Origin of the sequence: Paenibacillus methanolicus (assembly GCF_008124765.1) — a bacterium.
GTDB lineage: Bacteria > Bacillota > Bacilli > Paenibacillales > Paenibacillaceae > Paenibacillus_Z > Paenibacillus_Z methanolicus.
On the sequence record NZ_VNHS01000011.1, the window covers coordinates 148977 to 166690 of the forward strand.

The 17714-nt window shown below is 61.1% G+C and carries 21 protein-coding genes; 2 read left to right on the plus strand and 19 right to left on the minus strand.

Annotated elements, in window-relative coordinates; translation table 11 throughout:
• Positions 1-49: 49 nt before the first annotated feature.
• From BCM02_RS26660 to BCM02_RS26735, 16 genes are all read right to left on the minus strand, one after another.
• The gene (locus BCM02_RS26660) at positions 50-1726 is read right to left on the minus strand and encodes a pyridoxal phosphate-dependent decarboxylase family protein (RefSeq protein ID WP_148932182.1); all 1677 of its coding nucleotides are present in this window, start codon (positions 1724-1726) and stop codon (positions 50-52) included.
• Positions 1727-3172 (minus strand): diaminobutyrate--2-oxoglutarate transaminase, encoded by a 1446-nt coding sequence (locus BCM02_RS26665; protein ID WP_148932183.1) that lies wholly within the window; start codon positions 3170-3172, stop codon positions 1727-1729.
• A gap of 129 nt (positions 3173-3301) precedes the next feature.
• Entirely contained in the window at positions 3302-4369 is a 1068-nt protein-coding gene (locus tag BCM02_RS26670) for a FecCD family ABC transporter permease (RefSeq protein ID WP_148932184.1), read from the minus strand.
• On the minus strand, positions 4366-5388 hold the full coding sequence (locus tag BCM02_RS26675; RefSeq protein ID WP_342791342.1) for a FecCD family ABC transporter permease: 1023 nt from the start codon (positions 5386-5388) through the stop codon (positions 4366-4368). The genes BCM02_RS26670 and BCM02_RS26675 overlap by 4 nt, the downstream gene beginning before the upstream one ends.
• Before the next feature lie 67 nt (positions 5389-5455).
• Positions 5456-6742: a stalk domain-containing protein gene (locus tag BCM02_RS26680; RefSeq protein WP_148932185.1), complete on the minus strand. Its 1287-nt coding sequence runs from the start codon at positions 6740-6742 to the stop codon at positions 5456-5458.
• Positions 6743-6776: 34 nt separating this feature from the next.
• Positions 6777-7286, minus strand: a complete 510-nt coding sequence (locus BCM02_RS26685) for a hypothetical protein (protein ID WP_148932186.1) — start codon at positions 7284-7286, stop codon at positions 6777-6779.
• A gap of 267 nt (positions 7287-7553) precedes the next feature.
• Positions 7554-8147 (minus strand): GTP cyclohydrolase I FolE, encoded by a 594-nt coding sequence (folE, locus tag BCM02_RS26690; RefSeq protein ID WP_148932187.1) that lies wholly within the window; start codon positions 8145-8147, stop codon positions 7554-7556.
• A 42-nt stretch (positions 8148-8189) separates the two neighbouring features.
• A complete protein-coding gene (locus BCM02_RS26695) occupies positions 8190-8423 on the minus strand; it encodes a YneF family protein (RefSeq protein WP_148932188.1) in 234 nt (77 codons plus the stop codon).
• Positions 8424-8508: 85 nt separating this feature from the next.
• Positions 8509-9054: a methylated-DNA--[protein]-cysteine S-methyltransferase gene (locus BCM02_RS26700; protein ID WP_148932189.1), complete on the minus strand. Its 546-nt coding sequence runs from the start codon at positions 9052-9054 to the stop codon at positions 8509-8511.
• Positions 9051-10232, minus strand: a complete 1182-nt coding sequence (queG, locus tag BCM02_RS26705; protein ID WP_148932190.1) for a tRNA epoxyqueuosine(34) reductase QueG — start codon at positions 10230-10232, stop codon at positions 9051-9053. The genes BCM02_RS26700 and queG overlap by 4 nt, the downstream gene beginning before the upstream one ends.
• Before the next feature lie 25 nt (positions 10233-10257).
• Complete coding sequence (gene rnhA, locus BCM02_RS26710) at positions 10258-10692, minus strand: ribonuclease HI (protein ID WP_148932191.1); 435 nt, start codon at positions 10690-10692, stop codon at positions 10258-10260.
• A gap of 68 nt (positions 10693-10760) precedes the next feature.
• Positions 10761-11423, minus strand: coding sequence for a signal peptidase I (gene lepB, locus BCM02_RS26715; RefSeq protein ID WP_148932192.1), 663 nt, complete (start codon positions 11421-11423; stop codon positions 10761-10763).
• Positions 11420-11983 carry a DUF402 domain-containing protein gene (locus BCM02_RS26720; protein WP_148932193.1) on the minus strand — a complete coding sequence of 188 codons (564 nt, stop codon included), beginning with the start codon at positions 11981-11983 and terminating at the stop codon, positions 11420-11422. Before BCM02_RS26720 ends, lepB begins: the two co-directional genes overlap by 4 nt.
• A gap of 107 nt (positions 11984-12090) precedes the next feature.
• On the minus strand, positions 12091-12513 hold the full coding sequence (locus BCM02_RS26725; RefSeq protein ID WP_148932194.1) for a GNAT family N-acetyltransferase: 423 nt from the start codon (positions 12511-12513) through the stop codon (positions 12091-12093).
• A 593-nt stretch (positions 12514-13106) separates the two neighbouring features.
• Positions 13107-13292 carry a DUF2188 domain-containing protein gene (locus tag BCM02_RS26730; RefSeq protein ID WP_148932195.1) on the minus strand — a complete coding sequence of 62 codons (186 nt, stop codon included), beginning with the start codon at positions 13290-13292 and terminating at the stop codon, positions 13107-13109.
• Between the two features lie 31 nt (positions 13293-13323).
• Positions 13324-13869, minus strand: coding sequence for a YflT domain-containing protein (locus BCM02_RS26735; RefSeq protein WP_148932196.1), 546 nt, complete (start codon positions 13867-13869; stop codon positions 13324-13326).
• Positions 13870-14321: 452 nt separating this feature from the next.
• Here BCM02_RS26735 and BCM02_RS26740 point away from each other — a divergent pair, with 452 nt between their 5' ends.
• On the plus strand, positions 14322-14936 hold the full coding sequence (locus BCM02_RS26740; RefSeq protein ID WP_148932197.1) for a superoxide dismutase: 615 nt from the start codon (positions 14322-14324) through the stop codon (positions 14934-14936).
• A 140-nt stretch (positions 14937-15076) separates the two neighbouring features.
• On the opposite strand, the gene BCM02_RS26745 is transcribed toward BCM02_RS26740, so the two are convergent.
• A complete protein-coding gene (locus BCM02_RS26745) occupies positions 15077-15628 on the minus strand; it encodes a guanylate kinase (protein WP_187434421.1) in 552 nt (183 codons plus the stop codon).
• A gap of 336 nt (positions 15629-15964) precedes the next feature.
• On the opposite strand from BCM02_RS26745, the gene BCM02_RS35465 reads away from it, so the two are divergent.
• Positions 15965-16978 (plus strand): hypothetical protein, encoded by a 1014-nt coding sequence (locus BCM02_RS35465; protein ID WP_187434422.1) that lies wholly within the window; start codon positions 15965-15967, stop codon positions 16976-16978.
• Between the two features lie 77 nt (positions 16979-17055).
• Here the strand turns inward: BCM02_RS35465 and BCM02_RS26760 are convergent, their stop codons facing one another.
• Both BCM02_RS26760 and BCM02_RS35470 read right to left on the minus strand, forming a co-directional pair.
• Positions 17056-17535, minus strand: coding sequence for a hypothetical protein (locus tag BCM02_RS26760; RefSeq protein WP_148932200.1), 480 nt, complete (start codon positions 17533-17535; stop codon positions 17056-17058).
• On the minus strand, positions 17535-17684 hold the full coding sequence (locus BCM02_RS35470) for a hypothetical protein (RefSeq protein WP_187434423.1): 150 nt from the start codon (positions 17682-17684) through the stop codon (positions 17535-17537). Before BCM02_RS35470 ends, BCM02_RS26760 begins: the two co-directional genes overlap by 1 nt.
• Positions 17685-17714: the final 30 nt, after the last annotated feature.

Below are 17714 nucleotides of genomic sequence, written 5' to 3' on the forward strand. Positions count from 1 at the left end.
AAGTCACCTCGTAAGAAACGTATACGTGCTTGTATTCGAACCAATCAAATTATCTGCTAACGGTATCGGTCAGCTCCGCGGGTCCGGCCAGCTCGGCCTCCGGCGAATCGCTCTCCAGCCGCTCTCCGGCGAGAACGACCCATCGAAGCATCCGCGCCGTGTGCGCAAGGGTGGTCAGCGGATTCAGAATCGTCAGCTTCAAGCACAGACGTCCATTCACCCGCGTCCTAGCGAGTATGCATGCGCCTTCCTCTTGTAGAGCGGCGCGGATCCCCGCATTCACCGTATCCGCATGCGCGCCCTCCCCATCAGCCGGATTATACTGGAAGACGACGGTGCCAAGCTCCGGCTCGGCCATGAGTTCAAGCTTCGGCTCCCGTTCGATTAGGCGGGCCGTGCCGGCGGCGACTCGGATCGTCTGATCGACCATATCGCCGAAGACCCGGCGCCCATAATATCGGAGCGAGACGTACAGCTTCAGCGCGTCGAAGCGCCTGGTCGTCTGCAGCGATTTGACGACCAAGTTCGGCACGCCTTCCTCTTCGTCTTCCTCGGGATTCAAGTAGTCCGCATGAAGCCGGATCGTCTGCAGCCGCTCCCCCTCGCGAACGAGGAAGGCCCCGCAGCTGACCGGCTGATAGAAGCCTTTATGGAAATCGACCGTCACCGAGTCGGCGCGTTCCAGCCCTTCAAGCCGGCCGGCATGCCGGTCGCTCAGCGCGAGCGCGCCGCCGTAGGCCGCATCGACGTGGAACCATAACCCGTGTTCCTCGGCAATGGCCGCAATCTCCGGCAGCGGATCGATGCTCCCGTAATCGGTCGTGCCCGCCGTCGCCACGATCGCGATCGGAATGAGATCGGCCGCTTTCATCTGAGCCAGCCGGCCGAGCAGCGCCTCCGGACTCATCCGGCGCCGCTCGTCGCAAGGGACGGTGACGACCGCTTGCTCCCCGAGCCCCAGCAGGGCGGCGGACTGCTTCACCGTGAAGTGCGCCGCCTCCGAGCACAGGATGCACATTCGCCCGGCCGCGAGCGGCAGCCCCCGATGCTGCACGTTCCAGCCCCAGCGCGCGCTGGCGAAATGATTGCGCGCCAGCAGCAGCCCCATGAAGTTCGACTGCGTGCCTCCGCTCGTGAACACGCCGTCCGCGCCTTCCGGGAAGCGGAACAAGCTGCACAACCACGCGACGACCGCCTCCTCGAGCATCGTCCCCGACATGCTCTGATCCCACGAATCCATGGATTGGTTCGTCCCCGAGATCCAAGCTTCGGCGGCAAGCGACGCCATCAGCGGCGGACAATGCAGATGAGCCGCGCACGCAGGGTCGGTGACGACCGCGGAGTGGCGAAGCACTTCGGCGCCGATCTCCTCGAACAGCGCCTTCCAGTCCTCGGCCGGCTCTTCCGGTGCGATCTCCCGTCCCTCGAACAGCTCGCGCAGCCGATGCGGCTTCTCGCCGCTATACGGCTGCCGTCTCGCCGCGAATTCGCGAATAAGCACGTCGCCCGCCTTGCGCATGACGTCCCGATATAGATGTTGGCTGTAGGGGGAGTCGTTCAGGAATAGACCTTCGAATCGTCCCGCCTCTTCCTCTTGCTCCCCGGAATCCAAGCGGTCTTCCGGTCCTGCGCCCTTCGCAGCCTCTTCTTGCTCGCGGTATGTATGCTCCCAATCGGCCGAGCCGCGGGTTGCCCCGCCGGCGCGGCTGTCTTCTTGTCCGGGCATTTACGCTTGCACCTCTTCCAATCGTCCGATATAGACGCGCTCCGCTTCCCTTACCGCGTCATGGAAAATCTCCGCGATCGTCTCCAGTTCCTCGTCCGTCACGATGAGCGGCGGGAGGAAGCGGACGACGCTGCCGTGGCGACCGCCCAGCTCCAGAATGAGTCCGCGCCGCAGGCAGCCCTGCTGAATCGCCTTCGCGAGCTCGGGATGCGCCGGATAGCTGCCGAGCGAATCCTGGCCGCCGCGCGGATCGACGATCTCTGCGCCGATCATGAGTCCTCTTCCGCGCACGTCGCCGATGCAGCCGACATCCGCCTGGACCCGCCGCAGCCGTTCCGTCATGCCCGCGCCCAACGCGGCCGCGCGCGCTGCGAGCTCGTTCTCGCGCACATAACGGAGAACCGCCGTACCCGCCGCCATCGCCAGCTGGTTGCCGCGGAACGTGCCGGCATGCGAGCCCGGCTCCCAGACGTCCAGCGCCTCGTCGTACACGACGACCGCGAGCGGCAATCCGCCGCCGATCGCCTTCGAGAGAACGACGACGTCCGGCGAGATGCCCGCATGCTCGAAAGCGAACATGGCGCCCGTGCGGCCGATTCCCGTCTGTACCTCGTCCAGCATGAGCGGTACGCCGTGCTTCGCCGTAATGCGGCGCAGCTCGCGCATCCATTCATCCGGGGCCGGGATAACGCCGCCTTCGCCCTGCACCGCCTCCAGAATCATGCCGGCTCCTTCGACGATCCCGCTCTCCGGATCGTCCAGCAGCCGCTCGATGAACTGCGAGCCGATTCGCGTCCCCTCCGCATGCCCGACGCCGAACGGGCACCGGTACGAATACGGGTAAGGGAGAAAATGCACGTCCGCCATCAATCCCGATACGCGACGCTTCGGCCCCAGATTGCCGGTCAGCCCGAGCGCGCCGTGCGTCATGCCGTGGTAGCCCCCGTGGAAGGAGAACATCGTCCGCCGCCCGGTCGCCGTCTTCACCAGCTTCACGGCCGCCTCCACCGCGTCCGCGCCCGACGGGCCGCAGAATTGAATCTTCGCTCTGCCGGCGAGCGGCGCCGGCAGCAGGCCGAACAGCTCATCGACGAACTTCTCCTTCACCGGCGTCGTCAGGTCCAGCGTATGTAGCGGCAGACCGCTCGCCAGCACATCCTGCATCGCCTCCAGCACGACCGGATGATTGTGGCCGAGCGCCAGCGTCCCCGCCCCTTGGAGGCAATCCAGATACGTCTTGCCGTCCGCGTCCTTCACGCGAAGACCTCTCGCCGAGATGAAAGCCGCAGGGATTTTGCGCGGGTAGGTCCGCGCGTTCGACTCTCTGCGTCGTTGACTATCTAAGTAGGGCCCATTGCCTACGCTCACATGAATTCCCTCCGTGTTCAATTGAGAATAATTATCAGTACTCGCTCGAACGATATTGTAAATGATTATCATTCTCATTACAAGAGTCTTTTCGCCTTTTCTTGTAAAACTTTTGAAAGAAATAACCGATTCGACTTTTTTCTTGCTATATATACAAAAAACTCCGCGCGTTTCGAAGTCGTCGAAACACGCGGAGTTGGATGCCGATCAACGCGACTTGCGCGTGCGATACAGCAAATAGACGAAGAACGGCGCGCCGATCCCCGACGTCAGTATGCCTGCCGGAATGTCGTGCGGCAGGAACACGGTGCGGGCGACCGTATCCGCGATCAGCACGATCAACGCGCCGATCACGCCGGCGACCGGCAGCAAGCGGCCGGACAAGGAGCCGACCAGTCTTCTCGCCATATGCGGCGCCAGCAGGCCGACGAAGCCGATCGGACCCGCCATCGAGATCGCGGAGCCGGCCAGGCCGACGCTGATCAAGAGAAGCGAGATTCGCCCGCGCTGCACCGCGCTGCCGATGCCCGCCGCCAGCTCGTCGCCCAGCAGCTGAGCGTTCAGGTGGCGCACATGCCCTGCCGCCAGAAGGAGGAAGAAAACCGTCCACGGCAGAAGCGTGACCACGTTCGTCCAGCTCGTGCCATATACCGTCCCCGTCAGCCACAGGTAGGCCGCTCCGGCCGTATACGTCGAAGGCGCCATCATGATCATGAACGTCGTCAAGGCGTTCATCAGCATTGCCACCCCGATGCCGATGAGCACGAGGCGGAACGTCTGCACGCCGCGCTTCCAAGCAAGCAAGTATACGATCGACGATACGAGCACCGCCCCGATCATCGCGGCCACCGGCAGCAGCTGGATGCTGTAAGCGCCGGGAATGAGCGTCAGGAAGGCCGCCGCGGCCAGCGAAGCGCCGCCGCTGATCCCGACGACGTCCGGCGCGGCCAGCGGATTGCGGACGACGCCCTGCAGAATCGCGCCCGCCACGGCCAGCGAAGCGCCGACCAGCACGGAGATCGCGATTCGCGGCAGCCGCAGCGACTGCACGACCAAGACGTGGTCGGCAAGTCCAGCTCCCCCAGCGGCGCGGAGCACGTCGAGCGGCGGGATGCGAATTTCCCCCAGTCCCGCGCTAACGACGGCCGACGCGAGCAGGAAGAAGAACAGTCCGAGGAACCACAGCAGCGAGCGTCTGTGGAACCGGACTCCAGTCCGGGGTGCGGCCTGCTCCAATGCTTGCGCGGGGTGAACCTTAGGTGCTTCGATCTTCATGCCGCCGCCTCCCCTCTTGCCCGACGGGCCACGTAGACGAAGAACGGCGTGCCGATCACGGCCGTCAAGACGCCGGCCGGCACTTCGAGCGGCATGATGACGAACCGGGCCGCCAGGTCGGCCAGCAGCAGCAATACCGCGCCCAGCACCGCCGAATAAGGAAGCAGCCAGCGATAATCCATGCCCGAGAGATGGCGCGCGACGTGCGGAATGACGATGCCGATGAAGCCAATCGGCCCCGCCACCGCGACGGAGCTCCCCGCGAGCAGCACGATGATGAGGCCGCAGATCAGCCTGATCGCCGTCGTCCGCTGGCCGAGGCCGCTGGCTGCCGTCTCGCCCAAGACGAGGATATTGATCTGCCGGGCAAGCAGGAACGAGCCCAGCAGCCCGATCAGCATGTAGGGGCTTACCGCCTCCAGCATTGCGATCGGTCGTCCGGCGATCGAGCCCATAAGCCAGTACAGCACGTCGTTCAGCCCGTTCTCGTTCAAGACGAGCAGCCACTGCGTCATCGACGCGAAGAGCGCCGTCATCGCCGATCCCGCCAGCACGATGCGCATGGGCGACAGCCCGCCCGCGCCGAGCGATCCGAGCGCATAGACGATGGCCGCGCCAACGGCCGCGCCCGCGAAGCAGACCCAAGCTTGGGCCGTCATCGAGCCGACGCCGACGACCGTAATGGCCAATACGACGGCGAGCGTCGCCGCCGCGTTAATGCCCAGCACGCCCGGCGACGCGAGCGGATTGCGCGTCATCGCCTGCATTAGGGCACCGGCGACCGCAAGGCAAGCGCCGATCGCCGCCGCGATGAGCGCGCGGGGAACCCGGGTCGTGCGGACGATGATTTGTTCGTTGACGCTGCTGTCGTAATCCGTCACGGCCCGCACCGCGTCCGCGAGCCGGATCGGCGTCGCGCCGAGGATGACGCTTAGCGCAAGGCACGCCAACATAAGCAAGATGCCGGCCGCAAGACCCGCGGTTTTCCACCCGTTGCCGGGTAGTCCCTTGGCAATCAAACGATCCTCTCCTTAATACGCGAAAAGAATGAGCGCGCAGGCGCCCATTCTCTCGCAAGGTATGATATTAGTCCAGGTCGAAGTAGAAATACAGGTCGTCGAGCATCATTTTGGCTGCCATCGCGCCGCCGGACATGTTCCAGGATACCACGTCGACTTTGTAGTATTTCTTGTTCTTCACCGCATCGAGGTTCTTCCACAGGTCGCTGCCCGTCCAGTCCTGCTGCACCTTGTAGACGCCGCCGTCGCCGACCCAGTCCGTCGTGAAGTCGAAGATGTAATCGCCGTCCAGCAGGTTGATCTGCTCCTTCGTCGTCACGCCGATGAAGCCTTTGCCGGTTGCCTTCTGGGCTGCCGGATGCGCGAAGCCGAGCTCGTCGAGGATGTTGTAGGCGAAGCCCTCCATGTAGGCGCGAGCCGAGCCGTCCGGGTTGAAGCGGATGATCGACACTTCCGTGTTTCTTGCTTTCGTGCCGATTTTCGATTTGAAATCCGCCACGCGGTTATTCCAGTCTTTGATGAACGCGGTCGAGATCGACTCTTTGTTCAACACTTCCGCGATCGTTTGCAGGTTCGTTTTCCAGGAGTAGATGTCCTCGGTCATGATCGTAGGCGCGATAGCGGACAGCTGACTGTAGATTTTCTCGTGGCGCATCTTGGAGCCGATGATGACGTCCGGTTTCAGCGCGACGATCGATTCCACGCTAGGCTGCGTTTCGTCGCCGAGGTTTTTCACGTTGCTCATGCCGGCGCGAAGATATTTGTACCACGGCTGCTCGACGTACGATTCGACCGCGCCGACCGGCTTGACTTTAAGCAGGACGGAGATGTCTACCCCGCCGTTGAACAGGACGACGACGCGCTCGGGAACTTTGTTCAGCGTCGTTTTGCCCATGGCGTGGGTGAACGTCTTCTTCGTCTCGAGCACGACCGTGCTCGTGGAAGCTTTCCACGATACCCATACGCCAAGCGACTCGCCCAGGAAGCGAAGCGGCACGAGCGTCGCGCCGTTCTTCGTCACCGGAGCCGCGTCCAGCGCGACCGATTTGCCGGCGATCTTGGCCGTCTTGCTGCCGATTGTCAGTTCAACGGTTTTCGAGCCTTTCGTAAGACTGATCTTGCCGCTATTCTGATCCCATTTGACTTTGGCGCCGAGCTTCTCGGCAAGCGCCCGGTATGGCACCAGCGTCGAGCCGCCGACGATTTGCGGTTTCGAATCGAAGGAGACCGATTTGCCGTCCAGCGTGACGCCGATCGACTTGCCTGCCGCGGTCGCCGTGAGCGGCACCGCCGCCAGGACGATCGTCAAGGCGAGCATGACGATGAATGCGCGAATACGTGTAAATGATTGCATCTGTTTGTTCCAACCCTTTCCCTTATGTATGTATTTAATTCGCTTGTACGGCTTCTCCCGTCAGTACCTTCCCCAGATCCCGGAACTGCTGGTAGAGTTCGTAGTCCTGCTGAATTAACAAATCCTTATCGGCCTTGGAGGCTGCCGCGGCAGCGAGAAACTCGTTCACCTTCTGCTCCAATTCCGGAAAACTATCGCCGCTCTTGGCCTGCACGTCGCTCTTGATCGCTTCCCAGACGCCCGCGATTTGCCGGCTAAGCTCCTGCCATTTCGCATCGTCCCCGGCTTCGATCGCCTGTTTGAAATCCTTCGTCAGCGAACCGAGCTGGTTCACCCCGTCGAGCGTATCCGCCACTTCCACCGGCGCCGCTTCGATCTTCGGGCTGTCCGCCGCCTTGTTCTCGTCCACGGCTTTGCTCTCGTTAATCGCCGCGCTCTCGCTTCCGGATCCCGCTCCCGCCGGCGTGACCGTCCCGCCGCCGCATGCGCTTAACAGCACCGCGGACGCCGCCAGAAGAGCAATCGTGGCTGCTCGCAATCTCATGGATGCAAACCCTCCTGATCGTCTCTATTGATAATGAATCTCATTACGTCCGAGGAATATGATAATCATTCTCAATTATTTTGTCAATGCATTCCATAGAAATTTTTGGACGTTTTCTAGCATTATCCTTGATTTGTCCAAATTAGGTAGTCGAATAGTCCCGATCTCACCCGTTCCAGCGTCGCGGCAACAAAAAAAGAGGTCCTCTCCCTGATCGGAAAAGACCTCTCTCATTGAATGCCGTTATTCAAGCCGCTCTTCGCGCGCTTATTGCTTCAGGAGCGATAGAAACTCCGAGCGAAGCGCCGGACTGGTGCGGAATTCGCCGCGTACCGCCGACGTGACCGTCTTGCTGCCCGGCTTCTTCACGCCGCGCGCGCACATGCACAGATGCTCGCCTTCGACGACGACCATGACGCCATGCGGCTCCAGCGTATCGTCCAAAATGTTGGCGATCTGCGTCGTAATCCGCTCCTGCACCTGCAGCCGCCTCGTCACGGCCTCGACCAGACGCGCGAGCTTGGACAACCCCGCGATCTTGCCGCTCGGCAAATAACCGATGTGCGCTTTGCCGAAGAACGGCGCCATGTGGTGCTCGCATTGGCTGTAGTAAACGATGTCGCGCACGATCACGAGCTCCTCGTGCTGCTCGTCGAACGTCACGCCGAGCACGTCTCTCGGATTGACCTCGTAGCCGGCGAAAATCTCCTCGTACATGCGCGTCACGCGCGCCGGCGTCTCGAGCAGCCCTTCGCGTTCGACGTCCTCGCCGATCAATTTCAGAATTTCCCGTACGTGATGCTCGATCTGCTCCCGATTGCGGCCGACGTTCGCGTTCACGTAATCTTTCATGCCCGCCATACGGCGAAGCCCCCTTTCATGCCCTCCGGGCGCAGCCGCGAACTACTTGCGGCCGCCTGGACGGCGCATGCCTTGTTGCTGTTTGCTCATCATTTGCTGTGCTTTGTTTAGCTGCTGCTTGTTCATATTGTAGCCCATCTGCTTCGCCATCTTCTGCAGCATATCCGGGTCGCTCTGCATCTTCTCCAGCTGTTTGCGCAAATAGAACACGCCCGCGAAGAAGCCGCCCACGGCGCCCACGATGAGGGTAATGATCGAAATAATGACCGTCCACATGCATCTATCACCATACCTTATATTTTAGTGAATTGTGTCAACTTTGCACCTTATCATAGCATGTCCGCCCGCCGCGGAGCAAACGTTAAACGCCGCCTGCGGTGGGCTCCGGCCGCCCCTTCTCCAAGTCCAGCAAATGCCGCTTGATCGACAGCCCGCCGCCGTATCCGACCATCTCGCCGGAAGCCCCGATCACCCGGTGGCACGGCACGATGACGGGAACCGGATTGCGGTTGTTCGCGCCGCCCACCGCCCGGACGGCCTTCGGCTGACCGATCGCCTCCGCGATGTGCTTGTAGGAACAAACCGCGCCGAACGGCACCTCGGTCAGCGCCTGCCATACTTTGGTCTGGAACGGCGTGCCCCATAGGTCCAACGGCAGCTCGAACGATTCCCGGCCGCCCGCGAAATATTCCGCAAGCTGTTCGGCGGCGGCGCTCACGACGGGATGCTGCGGCGCGTGCATCCATCCCGCTCCCGGACAATACCGCTCGGTCCAAGCCGTTAGTTCTTCCGCATGGTCCGCATACCCGCCGAAATCGATGCGGCATAGTCCCTTGTCGGTCGCCGCGAGCAGCAGCGGACCTATCGGCGAGCCGACCTCGTCGTAGTAGATTGTCTGTTCGTTCATCTTCCTGCCTCCTCGGCCTGCTGTTCCGTCCGCGGCGAGCCGCTCGCTTCGAGCGCGCGGTCGACGGCGGCGAGCACCTGCTCGTCTTGCTCCCTGCCCTTGGCGTCCAACAACGCTTGCCGCGACGCCTCCCCGCCGATGCGGCCGAGCGACCAGGCCGCCGTCGCGCGCAGCTCGAAGCGCGGATCGTCCCGCAGCACGTCGATCAGCGCGGGGATGGCCGTCTCGTCCTTGAAATTGCCCAGCGCGATAACCGCGTTGCGTTGGATCGGCTTGCGGCCGCGCCAAGCGGAGGACGACTTCCCGAACGTCTCCTTGAATTCCCGATTGCCCATCTTCAAGATCGGCAGCAGCAGCGGCTTCGCCGTCTCCGGATCGGGCGCAAGCTCCGGCTGGTGCGTCCAATTCTTCCCTTTGTTCACCGGACAGACGACCTGGCACGTATCGCAGCCGTACAGCCGATTGCCGATCTTGCGCATGAATTCGTCGGAGACGACGCCTTTCGTCTGCGTGACGAAGGAGATGCAGCGCTGGGCGTCGAGCTCGCCCGGCCCGACGAGCGCGCCCGTCGGACAGGCGTCGATGCAGGCCGTGCAATCGCCGCAGCCTTCGGTGACCGGCGTGTCGGGCGGAAGCGGCAGGTTCGTGATCATCTCGCCGAGATACACCCACGAGCCCCACTCCGGCGTCAGCGTCGCGCAGTTCTTCGCGCTCCAGCCGATGCCGGCCCGCTCGGCGACGGCCCGATCCACGAGCGCACCGGTATCGACCATGCTCTCGGCGCGGAAGCCCGGCACCCGCTCCCGCAGCCATGCCTCCAGTCTGGCAAGGCGGTCCCGCAGCACGACGTGGTAATCCGTTCCCCAGGCCGAACGCGACAGAATGCCGCGTCTTGCCCCCGGCTCGGACTTCGGCGCGTCCTGCAGCTTGGACGGATACGCGACCGCGATCGCGATGATGGACTGCGGGTCGTCGAACAACAGCGCCGGTTCGGTGCGTTTGTCGAGATTCTTCTCCTCGAAGCCCGACTCCCGCCCGAGCTCCCGGTGGCGGATCAGCCGGCTCTTCATTTCGGTGAACGGGTCGGCCGCGGCGACGCCGATCTTATCGATGCCGAGTTCGGCCGCCGCCGCCTTCATCTCTTCCTTCAGCTTGTCCCATGATGTCGTCTGGTTCATCTCGTTATCCTCCGGGGCGGCGCCGTTACAGCCGTTTGATCGCCTCGCGGGCAAGCTCGTCGCAGCGATTGTTCCATTCGTTGTCGCTGTGGCCTTTGACCTTCACGTAGCTCACCTGATGCCGCTGCATATGCGACCATAGCGCCTGCCATAAATCTTGGTTCTCCACCGGCTGGCCCTTGCTGTTCTTCCACCCGTTGCGCAGCCAGCCGCGTATCCAATTGTTCTGAAAACAGTTCACGACGTAAGCCGAGTCGCTGTACACAACCGCTTGGCACGGCTCCTTAAGCAGCGCCAGCGCCTCGATGACCGCCCGGATCTCCATCCGGTTGTTCGTGGACATCGGCTCCGCGCCGGATATTTCCTTCCGATGCTTCCCATAGAAAAGCACAGCGCCCCAGCCCCCCGGTCCCGGGTTGCCAGAGCACGCGCCATCGGTATAGATCATGACTTCCTTCACTCGTTCATTCACTCCGCTCCCGGCATCAGCCCGGCATGCGCCATAAGGCGCGCCGCGCGAAGCGCCGATTATAAAGCGTTCAATTTGGCGATCGGCCACAGGATGAAGTCGGCGCGCCCTTGGATCAGCTTGCGCGGCACCGCGCCGAACGAACGGCTGTCCAGACTCGCTCTGGCGTGCCGGTTATCCCCCATGACGAAATACGTATCCGCCTCGACCTTGTACGGCCCGTAATCCAAATCCTCGATAGAAGTATCGGTATAGGCTTCGACGATGAGCTCTCCATTGCGGTACAGCTGCCCGCCGCGCACCTCGATCGTGTCGCCCGGCAAGCCGATGATCCGTTTGACGAGAAACTCCTTGCGATCGGGACGGTCCGACGGGTCCTTCAAAATGACCACGTCTTCGCGTTGCGGATCGCCGACGTAATACGAGAATTTGTTGACGAACAGCCACTCCTTCTCGTACAGCGTCGGCTCCATCGAATGCCCTTCCACGGTGGAGAGGTTGAACACGAAGAAATGGAGCAGCAGCACCACGATCAGCGCGATCGAGAGCGTCCTTCCCCAATCGATCAGCTCGGATGCCCACCGCGGAAGCTCTCTGCCGGATTTGTCCGGCTTGGGCGGCTTGGGCGACTTCGGGGACGAAGCCCGCTTCTCCTGCGCTCTGCGGCTGCGCGAAAGCCCGACAGTCTCCGTCTGCTGGGGGGTGTCCGATAGTTGACTCATCTTTGCCGCTTCCCTCCGCCCGTCTGTTTCTGCCACGCCTCGTAATAATGAGCGACGCCTTCATGATGGAAGGGCGCGACCTTCGATTCCACCCGTCCGATCAGCGCGCGCAGCCCGTCCTGGACCTTGCGCTGCACCTCCGCGGAATAATGGTAAATCGCCTTGTGCTGTTCGTACTCCTCGCGGTCGACGATCTGGGCCCGCCCATCCGTCGTCAAGATTACGTCAAGATCATAATCAATATACGTGAGCACGCTCCCATTATAGAACGGAGGCGATGCCACGTTGCAGTAATACCGGACGCCGTGCTCCTCCATGAGCGCCACCACGTTAAACCATTGTCCCGGAATAAAAAAAGAAACCGCCGGCACCCGGCTGATCCACTGTTTGCCGTCGGATTCCTGGATCGGGGTCTGCTCGTTGATGAGCACCCGCATCGATTCCGCAGCGTGCTCCGGCAGCAACAGCGTATCCGGAACGAGCCAATTCTCCAGCCACATCCGATGGAGATGGCCGTCGTGTTTGAAGCTCTTGATGATGCAAGGCTGAAATTGTTCCATACGCTAACTCCCAGAGAAGTTCTTACCTATAAGAAAAGCATATCTGCACGCCAAAATCAATGGCCATGCCAGATATGCTTCATAAAGCGCACCGTATGATTCTCTTCTTATCCCGCCACGATGCTGAGCTTCTGGAAGGAACGGAAGAAATCCGTCGTTGCGTAACCGAGCGATTCGTATAAAGAGAGAATGGGCTCGTTATGTTCGTCCGCCGTAATCAAAATCTTCGCAACATTCCGCTGTTCGAACCGTCCGCGCAGCGATTGGATCAGCTTCTTGCCGACGCCTTGACGCTGGTAATTCGGATGAACCGCGATGCGATAGTAGTACCCTCTGTTGTTGTCGATCGTACCGATAATCATTCCGATAATCTCATCTTCTTCCGCGGCAACGAGCACAAGCTCGCTATCCCAGGACAGTTGACGGGCAAAGGCTTCCATGGTCAGCTCATAACACTCTTCCGATAGAACGGTTTCGAGGAGCTGGGTTACAGGCCGGTAATCCGACAGTTGGAAGGAACGAACGTGCATCATTCAACCTCTCAATCGATAACATAGTTTTGGATAAAGTTAATAATACGACAAAATGAAATCAAATCCTGCTGATTTCTTTAAAATCTCTTAAAAAAAGTGCAAAATCCGCGGAATAGTGCTGAAAACGCTTACTATGAAGCGCTTTCACGGGGCTAAAGTTCGGATTTGTTTACTTTCCTCGGTTTTACTTGGATTATCGACAAAATATGGTGACGCCCTAGATGCTCACTGCGATGCCAGCACAATATTTGCCACCTGTTTCCATATTAACTTAGTGATTATTCACAAACCTTTTTGTTAACGACGCCGGTAGTATGTAAGATATCGTTCCTTCCGTCGCCAGGCAACCGCACGCTTCATCGCGTTCAAGCCAACCTACATCCGCAGCCCGCTCAACCGCTTGCGCCTTGAGGCGTTCCTTGTACAGCCATGATGTTAAACCAATATGAGGGTTGGGACGGAAATATGCTTGGCGCGTCCGATTACGCTGGCGGAGCGCTTGGCGGAGCGCTTGGCGGAGCGCTTGGCGGAGGCGGGCATGTTTAAAAGCCCGGCGCTTGCAAGCGCCGGGCTTTCGTATGCGTATCCCGTCAGCGTTTCCCCTCTGCGGAATGATGCTCGTTCCATTCTTTGGCCTGCGAGGTCGCGATCGCGATCGCGCGGCCTTCGTTGTAGCCGTCGCGCAGCAGGGCATTGGCGATTTCGACCGCCTTGTTCCGCAAGCGAGGCTCGAAGTTTTTGAGCGACGGCGGGTAATCTCCTTTTCGCCAAGGCATGGCTCCCACCTCCTCTATCGGCGCATGCCTCTTAGAGCGGGCGGCTAGAGAGCGGCGTCGTTACGTCGCGCGTGTCATACAGATCCGCGTTCTCCGAGTTGTAGCGTCTGAACGTATCGTAGGCGTCATGGTCGCGTTTGGCGTCCGCATCGACCAACACCAGAATTCGGCCGTTATCGATGTAGTCGTCGTAACGCTTCGCCTCGTCTTCCGGAATGCCCAGGCCGATGAGACCGCCCACCAAGCCGCCGGCGCTTGCGCCGACCGCCGCGCCCGTCAGCGTCGCCGCGATCGGGCCGGCCGCGAGAATCGGACCGATGCCCGGGATCGCAAGCGCCCCGAGCCCGGCGAGCAGCCCCGCCGTGCCGCCGAGAATGCCGCCGGTTGCCGCGCCCGTCGCCAGCCCTTCCGGCGCCTTCGTACCCGTCTCGTCCGTCACGTCCTCCACGTCGTCCCGATCTTTGGCGACGACCGAGATCTCATCGGACCTGTACCCTTTGCGCTTCAGCTCGTCAATGGCGTCTACCGCCGCTTCATACGTATTAAACACACCGACAATTTTACGATTGTTGCTCATCCTAATTCCCTCCTTGGCCTCTCCCGGCTAGCGGGACAAGCGTGGTTGATGTGCTTTTCCTTACCACTCATTCCGCCGCTTGAATCGCTTTCCGTTGCCGTTTTCTCGCCGCTTCCCAACGCTGTTTGCAGGCGCTGCCAGGCGGGTAATAACTATAGGCTTGTCCGCTCTTTTAACTACAACCGTTTATATGCAGAATGCCGCATTCCCGGTCTTACGACCGTGAACGCAAACCAATCTATTTTGTTTCACGCTTATAAATCATCTTGCATTTCATGATCGCGGAATGCTGCATGTCCAATCTCCCAGCCTTGCATAAAACGACGCTGCCTGGAGACGCTAGTCTAGGGCTTCGACCCACCCGACTTTCGAAACATAAACGTTGATTTATTATCGTAAATCAGGGATAATGGGAAATGAATCCATACATATTTCAAGGAGGTTGTTCATCCATGGCACACCAATTGCCTGCACTGCCTTACGCAAACGACGCGCTCGAGCCGCATATCGACGCGCTGACGATGGAGATCCACCACGACCGTCACCATAACGCATACGTGACGAACTTGAACGCCGCGCTGGAGTCCGCTCCTGAGCTGCAATCCAAATCCGTCGAAGATCTGATCGCCGACCTGAATAGCGTTCCTGAAGCGATCCGCACGGCTGTCCGCAACAACGGCGGCGGCCACGCGAACCACACCCTCTTCTGGGAAACGATCGGCCCGAACGCGGGCGGCGCGCCTACCGGCGCACTGGCAGCGGCAATCGACGCCGAACTCGGCGGCTTCGACACGTTCAAAGCCGATTTCGCGAAAGCGGCTACGACTCGTTTCGGCAGCGGCTGGGCATTCCTGGCGGTTACGAAAGACGGCAAACTCAAAGTGTACAGCCTGCCAAACCAAGACAGTCCGATCATGGAAGGCGAAACGCCGCTCCTCGGCCTGGACGTTTGGGAGCACGCGTACTACCTGAAATACCAAAACAAACGCCCTGACTACATCGGCGCGTTCTGGAACGTCGTCAACTGGTCTGAAGTTGGCAAACGTTACGAAGCAGCCGCGAAATAATTCGCGTCCCGCGAAACGAAACACCCCCGAAGCGGCCTACGGCCGGCTTTCGGGGGTGTTTTGTATTTCTCTATCGCGGAACGAAACGCGCAGCTCCGCTAAAAGGCGGCGTCAGCCGTTTCGCCTTGCGTATGCATAAGTCATAGATGCGACTGGATCGCCGTGCGGATTTGCTCCAACGACCGGTTGAGCGTAACGTTCTCGATCACATGCTCGCATTGCTTGCGATAGACGACTTCCTCGGTGTACAAACCCAAATAGCGGTCGATGACGTCAACGGGCATCGCCTTCGTCTCCAGCCGTTCCTTGACCGTGCGCTTATCCACGTAAATGAACAAGCGGACAACCCGATCGCCGTACAGTTTCTTCAGCAGCGAAGCCGCTTCGCTGTCCACTATGACGTACGCGTGACGTCCTTCCTCGAGCGGCTGCAGCAGCTCCTTCGTCCGAATGCCGTAGCGCTCCCGGCCGATCACCGCCGTCTGGATGAATTCGCCGCGGCGCTCCATCGCGTCGAACGTCTCTTTGCCGATAAAATGATAATCCAGATCCGGGGGCTCAAGCGCGCGGGGCGGCCTTGTCGTATAAGAAAGCACATGGTCGATGCCCAGCTCGCTGCCGATTCGGTGCGCGATCGTCTTGCGCCCGGACCCGCTCGTGCCCGTAAAGACGAATATAAACGGTCCTGCCATAGGAAACGCCTCCTTCGCCGTACCTATAATGAACGATTGGATCATGCTGAAATCGCAGCGTCAAGGACGGGAATTACGCCGTAAAACCGCCGTACAGCTATTGTATTCCACATCGCGCCGCCATTTTCCTGTTGATTGCCCTCCGCGGGCAAGATAGCAATATTTTCACACCTTGCCAATTGAACCGACTAACGCCAAGCCTGATCGGAGGCGTACGGTTCCGGCCCCGCGCCCTTCGTCTCCCGCGCCCAATAATTCGTACACGGGATAGGCTCCTGCCGCATATATTACGCTAAAGGCATTCGCCTATTCGCATGTGCAAAAGGAGACCGAACTATGTGGTATGATCCGTATGCCTCCGGCTACGCGCCGGACGGCAGCGCCGGCGCGCCCTTGGCGCGCGCGGGCGGCGATTGCGGCTGCGGAGGGCCTCGCGCCCTCACGCAGCATCCCGTGCCTCCCGGTCCGGGACCTGGCCTGATTGCTCCGGGTCATAGTCCGGGGCTGTTCCCGCCGCAACACGGACCAGGGCCGTTCCCGCCTCCGCCAGGGCCGGGACCTTGGCCGCCTGGACCCGGACCGTTCCCGCCGCCGCCGGGGCCGGGACCTTGGCCGCCTGGACCGGGACCGTTCCCGGCGCCGCCAGGGCCGGGACCTTGGCCGCCTGGACCAGGACCGTTCCCACCGCCGCCGGGGCCGGGACCTTGGCCGCCTGGACCGGGACCGTTCCCGGCGCCGCCAGGGCCGGGACCTTGGCCGCCTGGACCCGGACCGTTCCCACCGCCGCCGGGGCCGGGACCTTGGCCGCCTGGACCCGGACCATTCCCGCCTCCGCCGGGGCCTGGACCTTGGCCGCCAGGACCGGGACCTTGGCCGCCGGGACCGGGACCTTGGCCGATCCCGATTCCTCTGCCGATTCCTACGCCGTTGCCGCCGTTCCCGGGCAACTTCGTCACCGTCGTATTGAACGGCGGCAACGCCTTCCCGTGGGTGACGAACTCGTACCGCGTGCCGCACTTCCGGGGCCAGACGGTCTATCAGGCGCTGGCGGCGACCGGCGCGGTTCGATTCGGTCCGTCCGGGCGCATCGTGGCCGTCGGCAGAGTATCCACCGGCGAGGGCGTGCTCGTCCAGCTGCTGCTGAACGGACGGCGCATCCCGCAATCGCTGCTTAGCTTCCCGGTTCAAGCCGGCGATGCGGTAGCCGTCCAGCTCTACTTGGGCGGACCGGGCCCCCTGCCGCGCGAAGACTACGCGCAGCCGATCAGCAACGAAGCCTACACGAATCCGCTGCTGCCCGGCGCATATGGCGAATACAGGACGGAGAACGAAGAGGCTAATGAAGGCTAGCGACTAGCCGACAGCAACGGGAAGAGGCTGCGCGGGTGCGACAATCCGCGCAGCTTCTTTTTGCCGTTCCGTCTCGTCTAGCCCCACTGCTTCGCCTCCTGCCCCTCCGGCGCAAGAAGGCGAAGCCACTTCCTGAACCACGCCGCCCGGCGGCCGTTTACTTCCTCCGCATAGTCGTCCCCGGCCAAGGAGAGCACGTAGCCTTCATTCGTCACGTAAAAGATCGAATACCGGGACACATGGTATTTGCCCGCAAGTCTCCCCGCGTCTTCTCCGGCCTTCGCGATTCCGGCGATAATGCGCGTGCCCGGACGCAGGATGGGACCGGCGCCTTCGGCCATAGCGGATGTAATCAGATTAAGATGCTCCTCCTCCAAAGTCTGCCCTCGGAGGTGGCTAAGCACCTTTACCTTATACACATTGCAGGCTTGAATCCAGAACACGTTCGTCTCGAGAACTGGCGGAAGCGCGATCACCTCGGCTTCTACAAAGGTCTGCGCCCTCTTGACCACGTCGTCCTTGAACGCCGGCTCCCGGATCTCAATAAGCTCGGGCATTAGGCGTTGACCGGATATTCGGCCCGAAGCGCTCGCATCTCCTCCGGCGACAGCCTATATTCTGGCCGAATGCCATAGAAGATAACGCCGATCGTAATGACGAGGCAAACCGCCGCAATCGCATACATCGCTCCCCGTCTACTCCCCATCGTCCATCCCCTTTCCACGTCAAATTACAA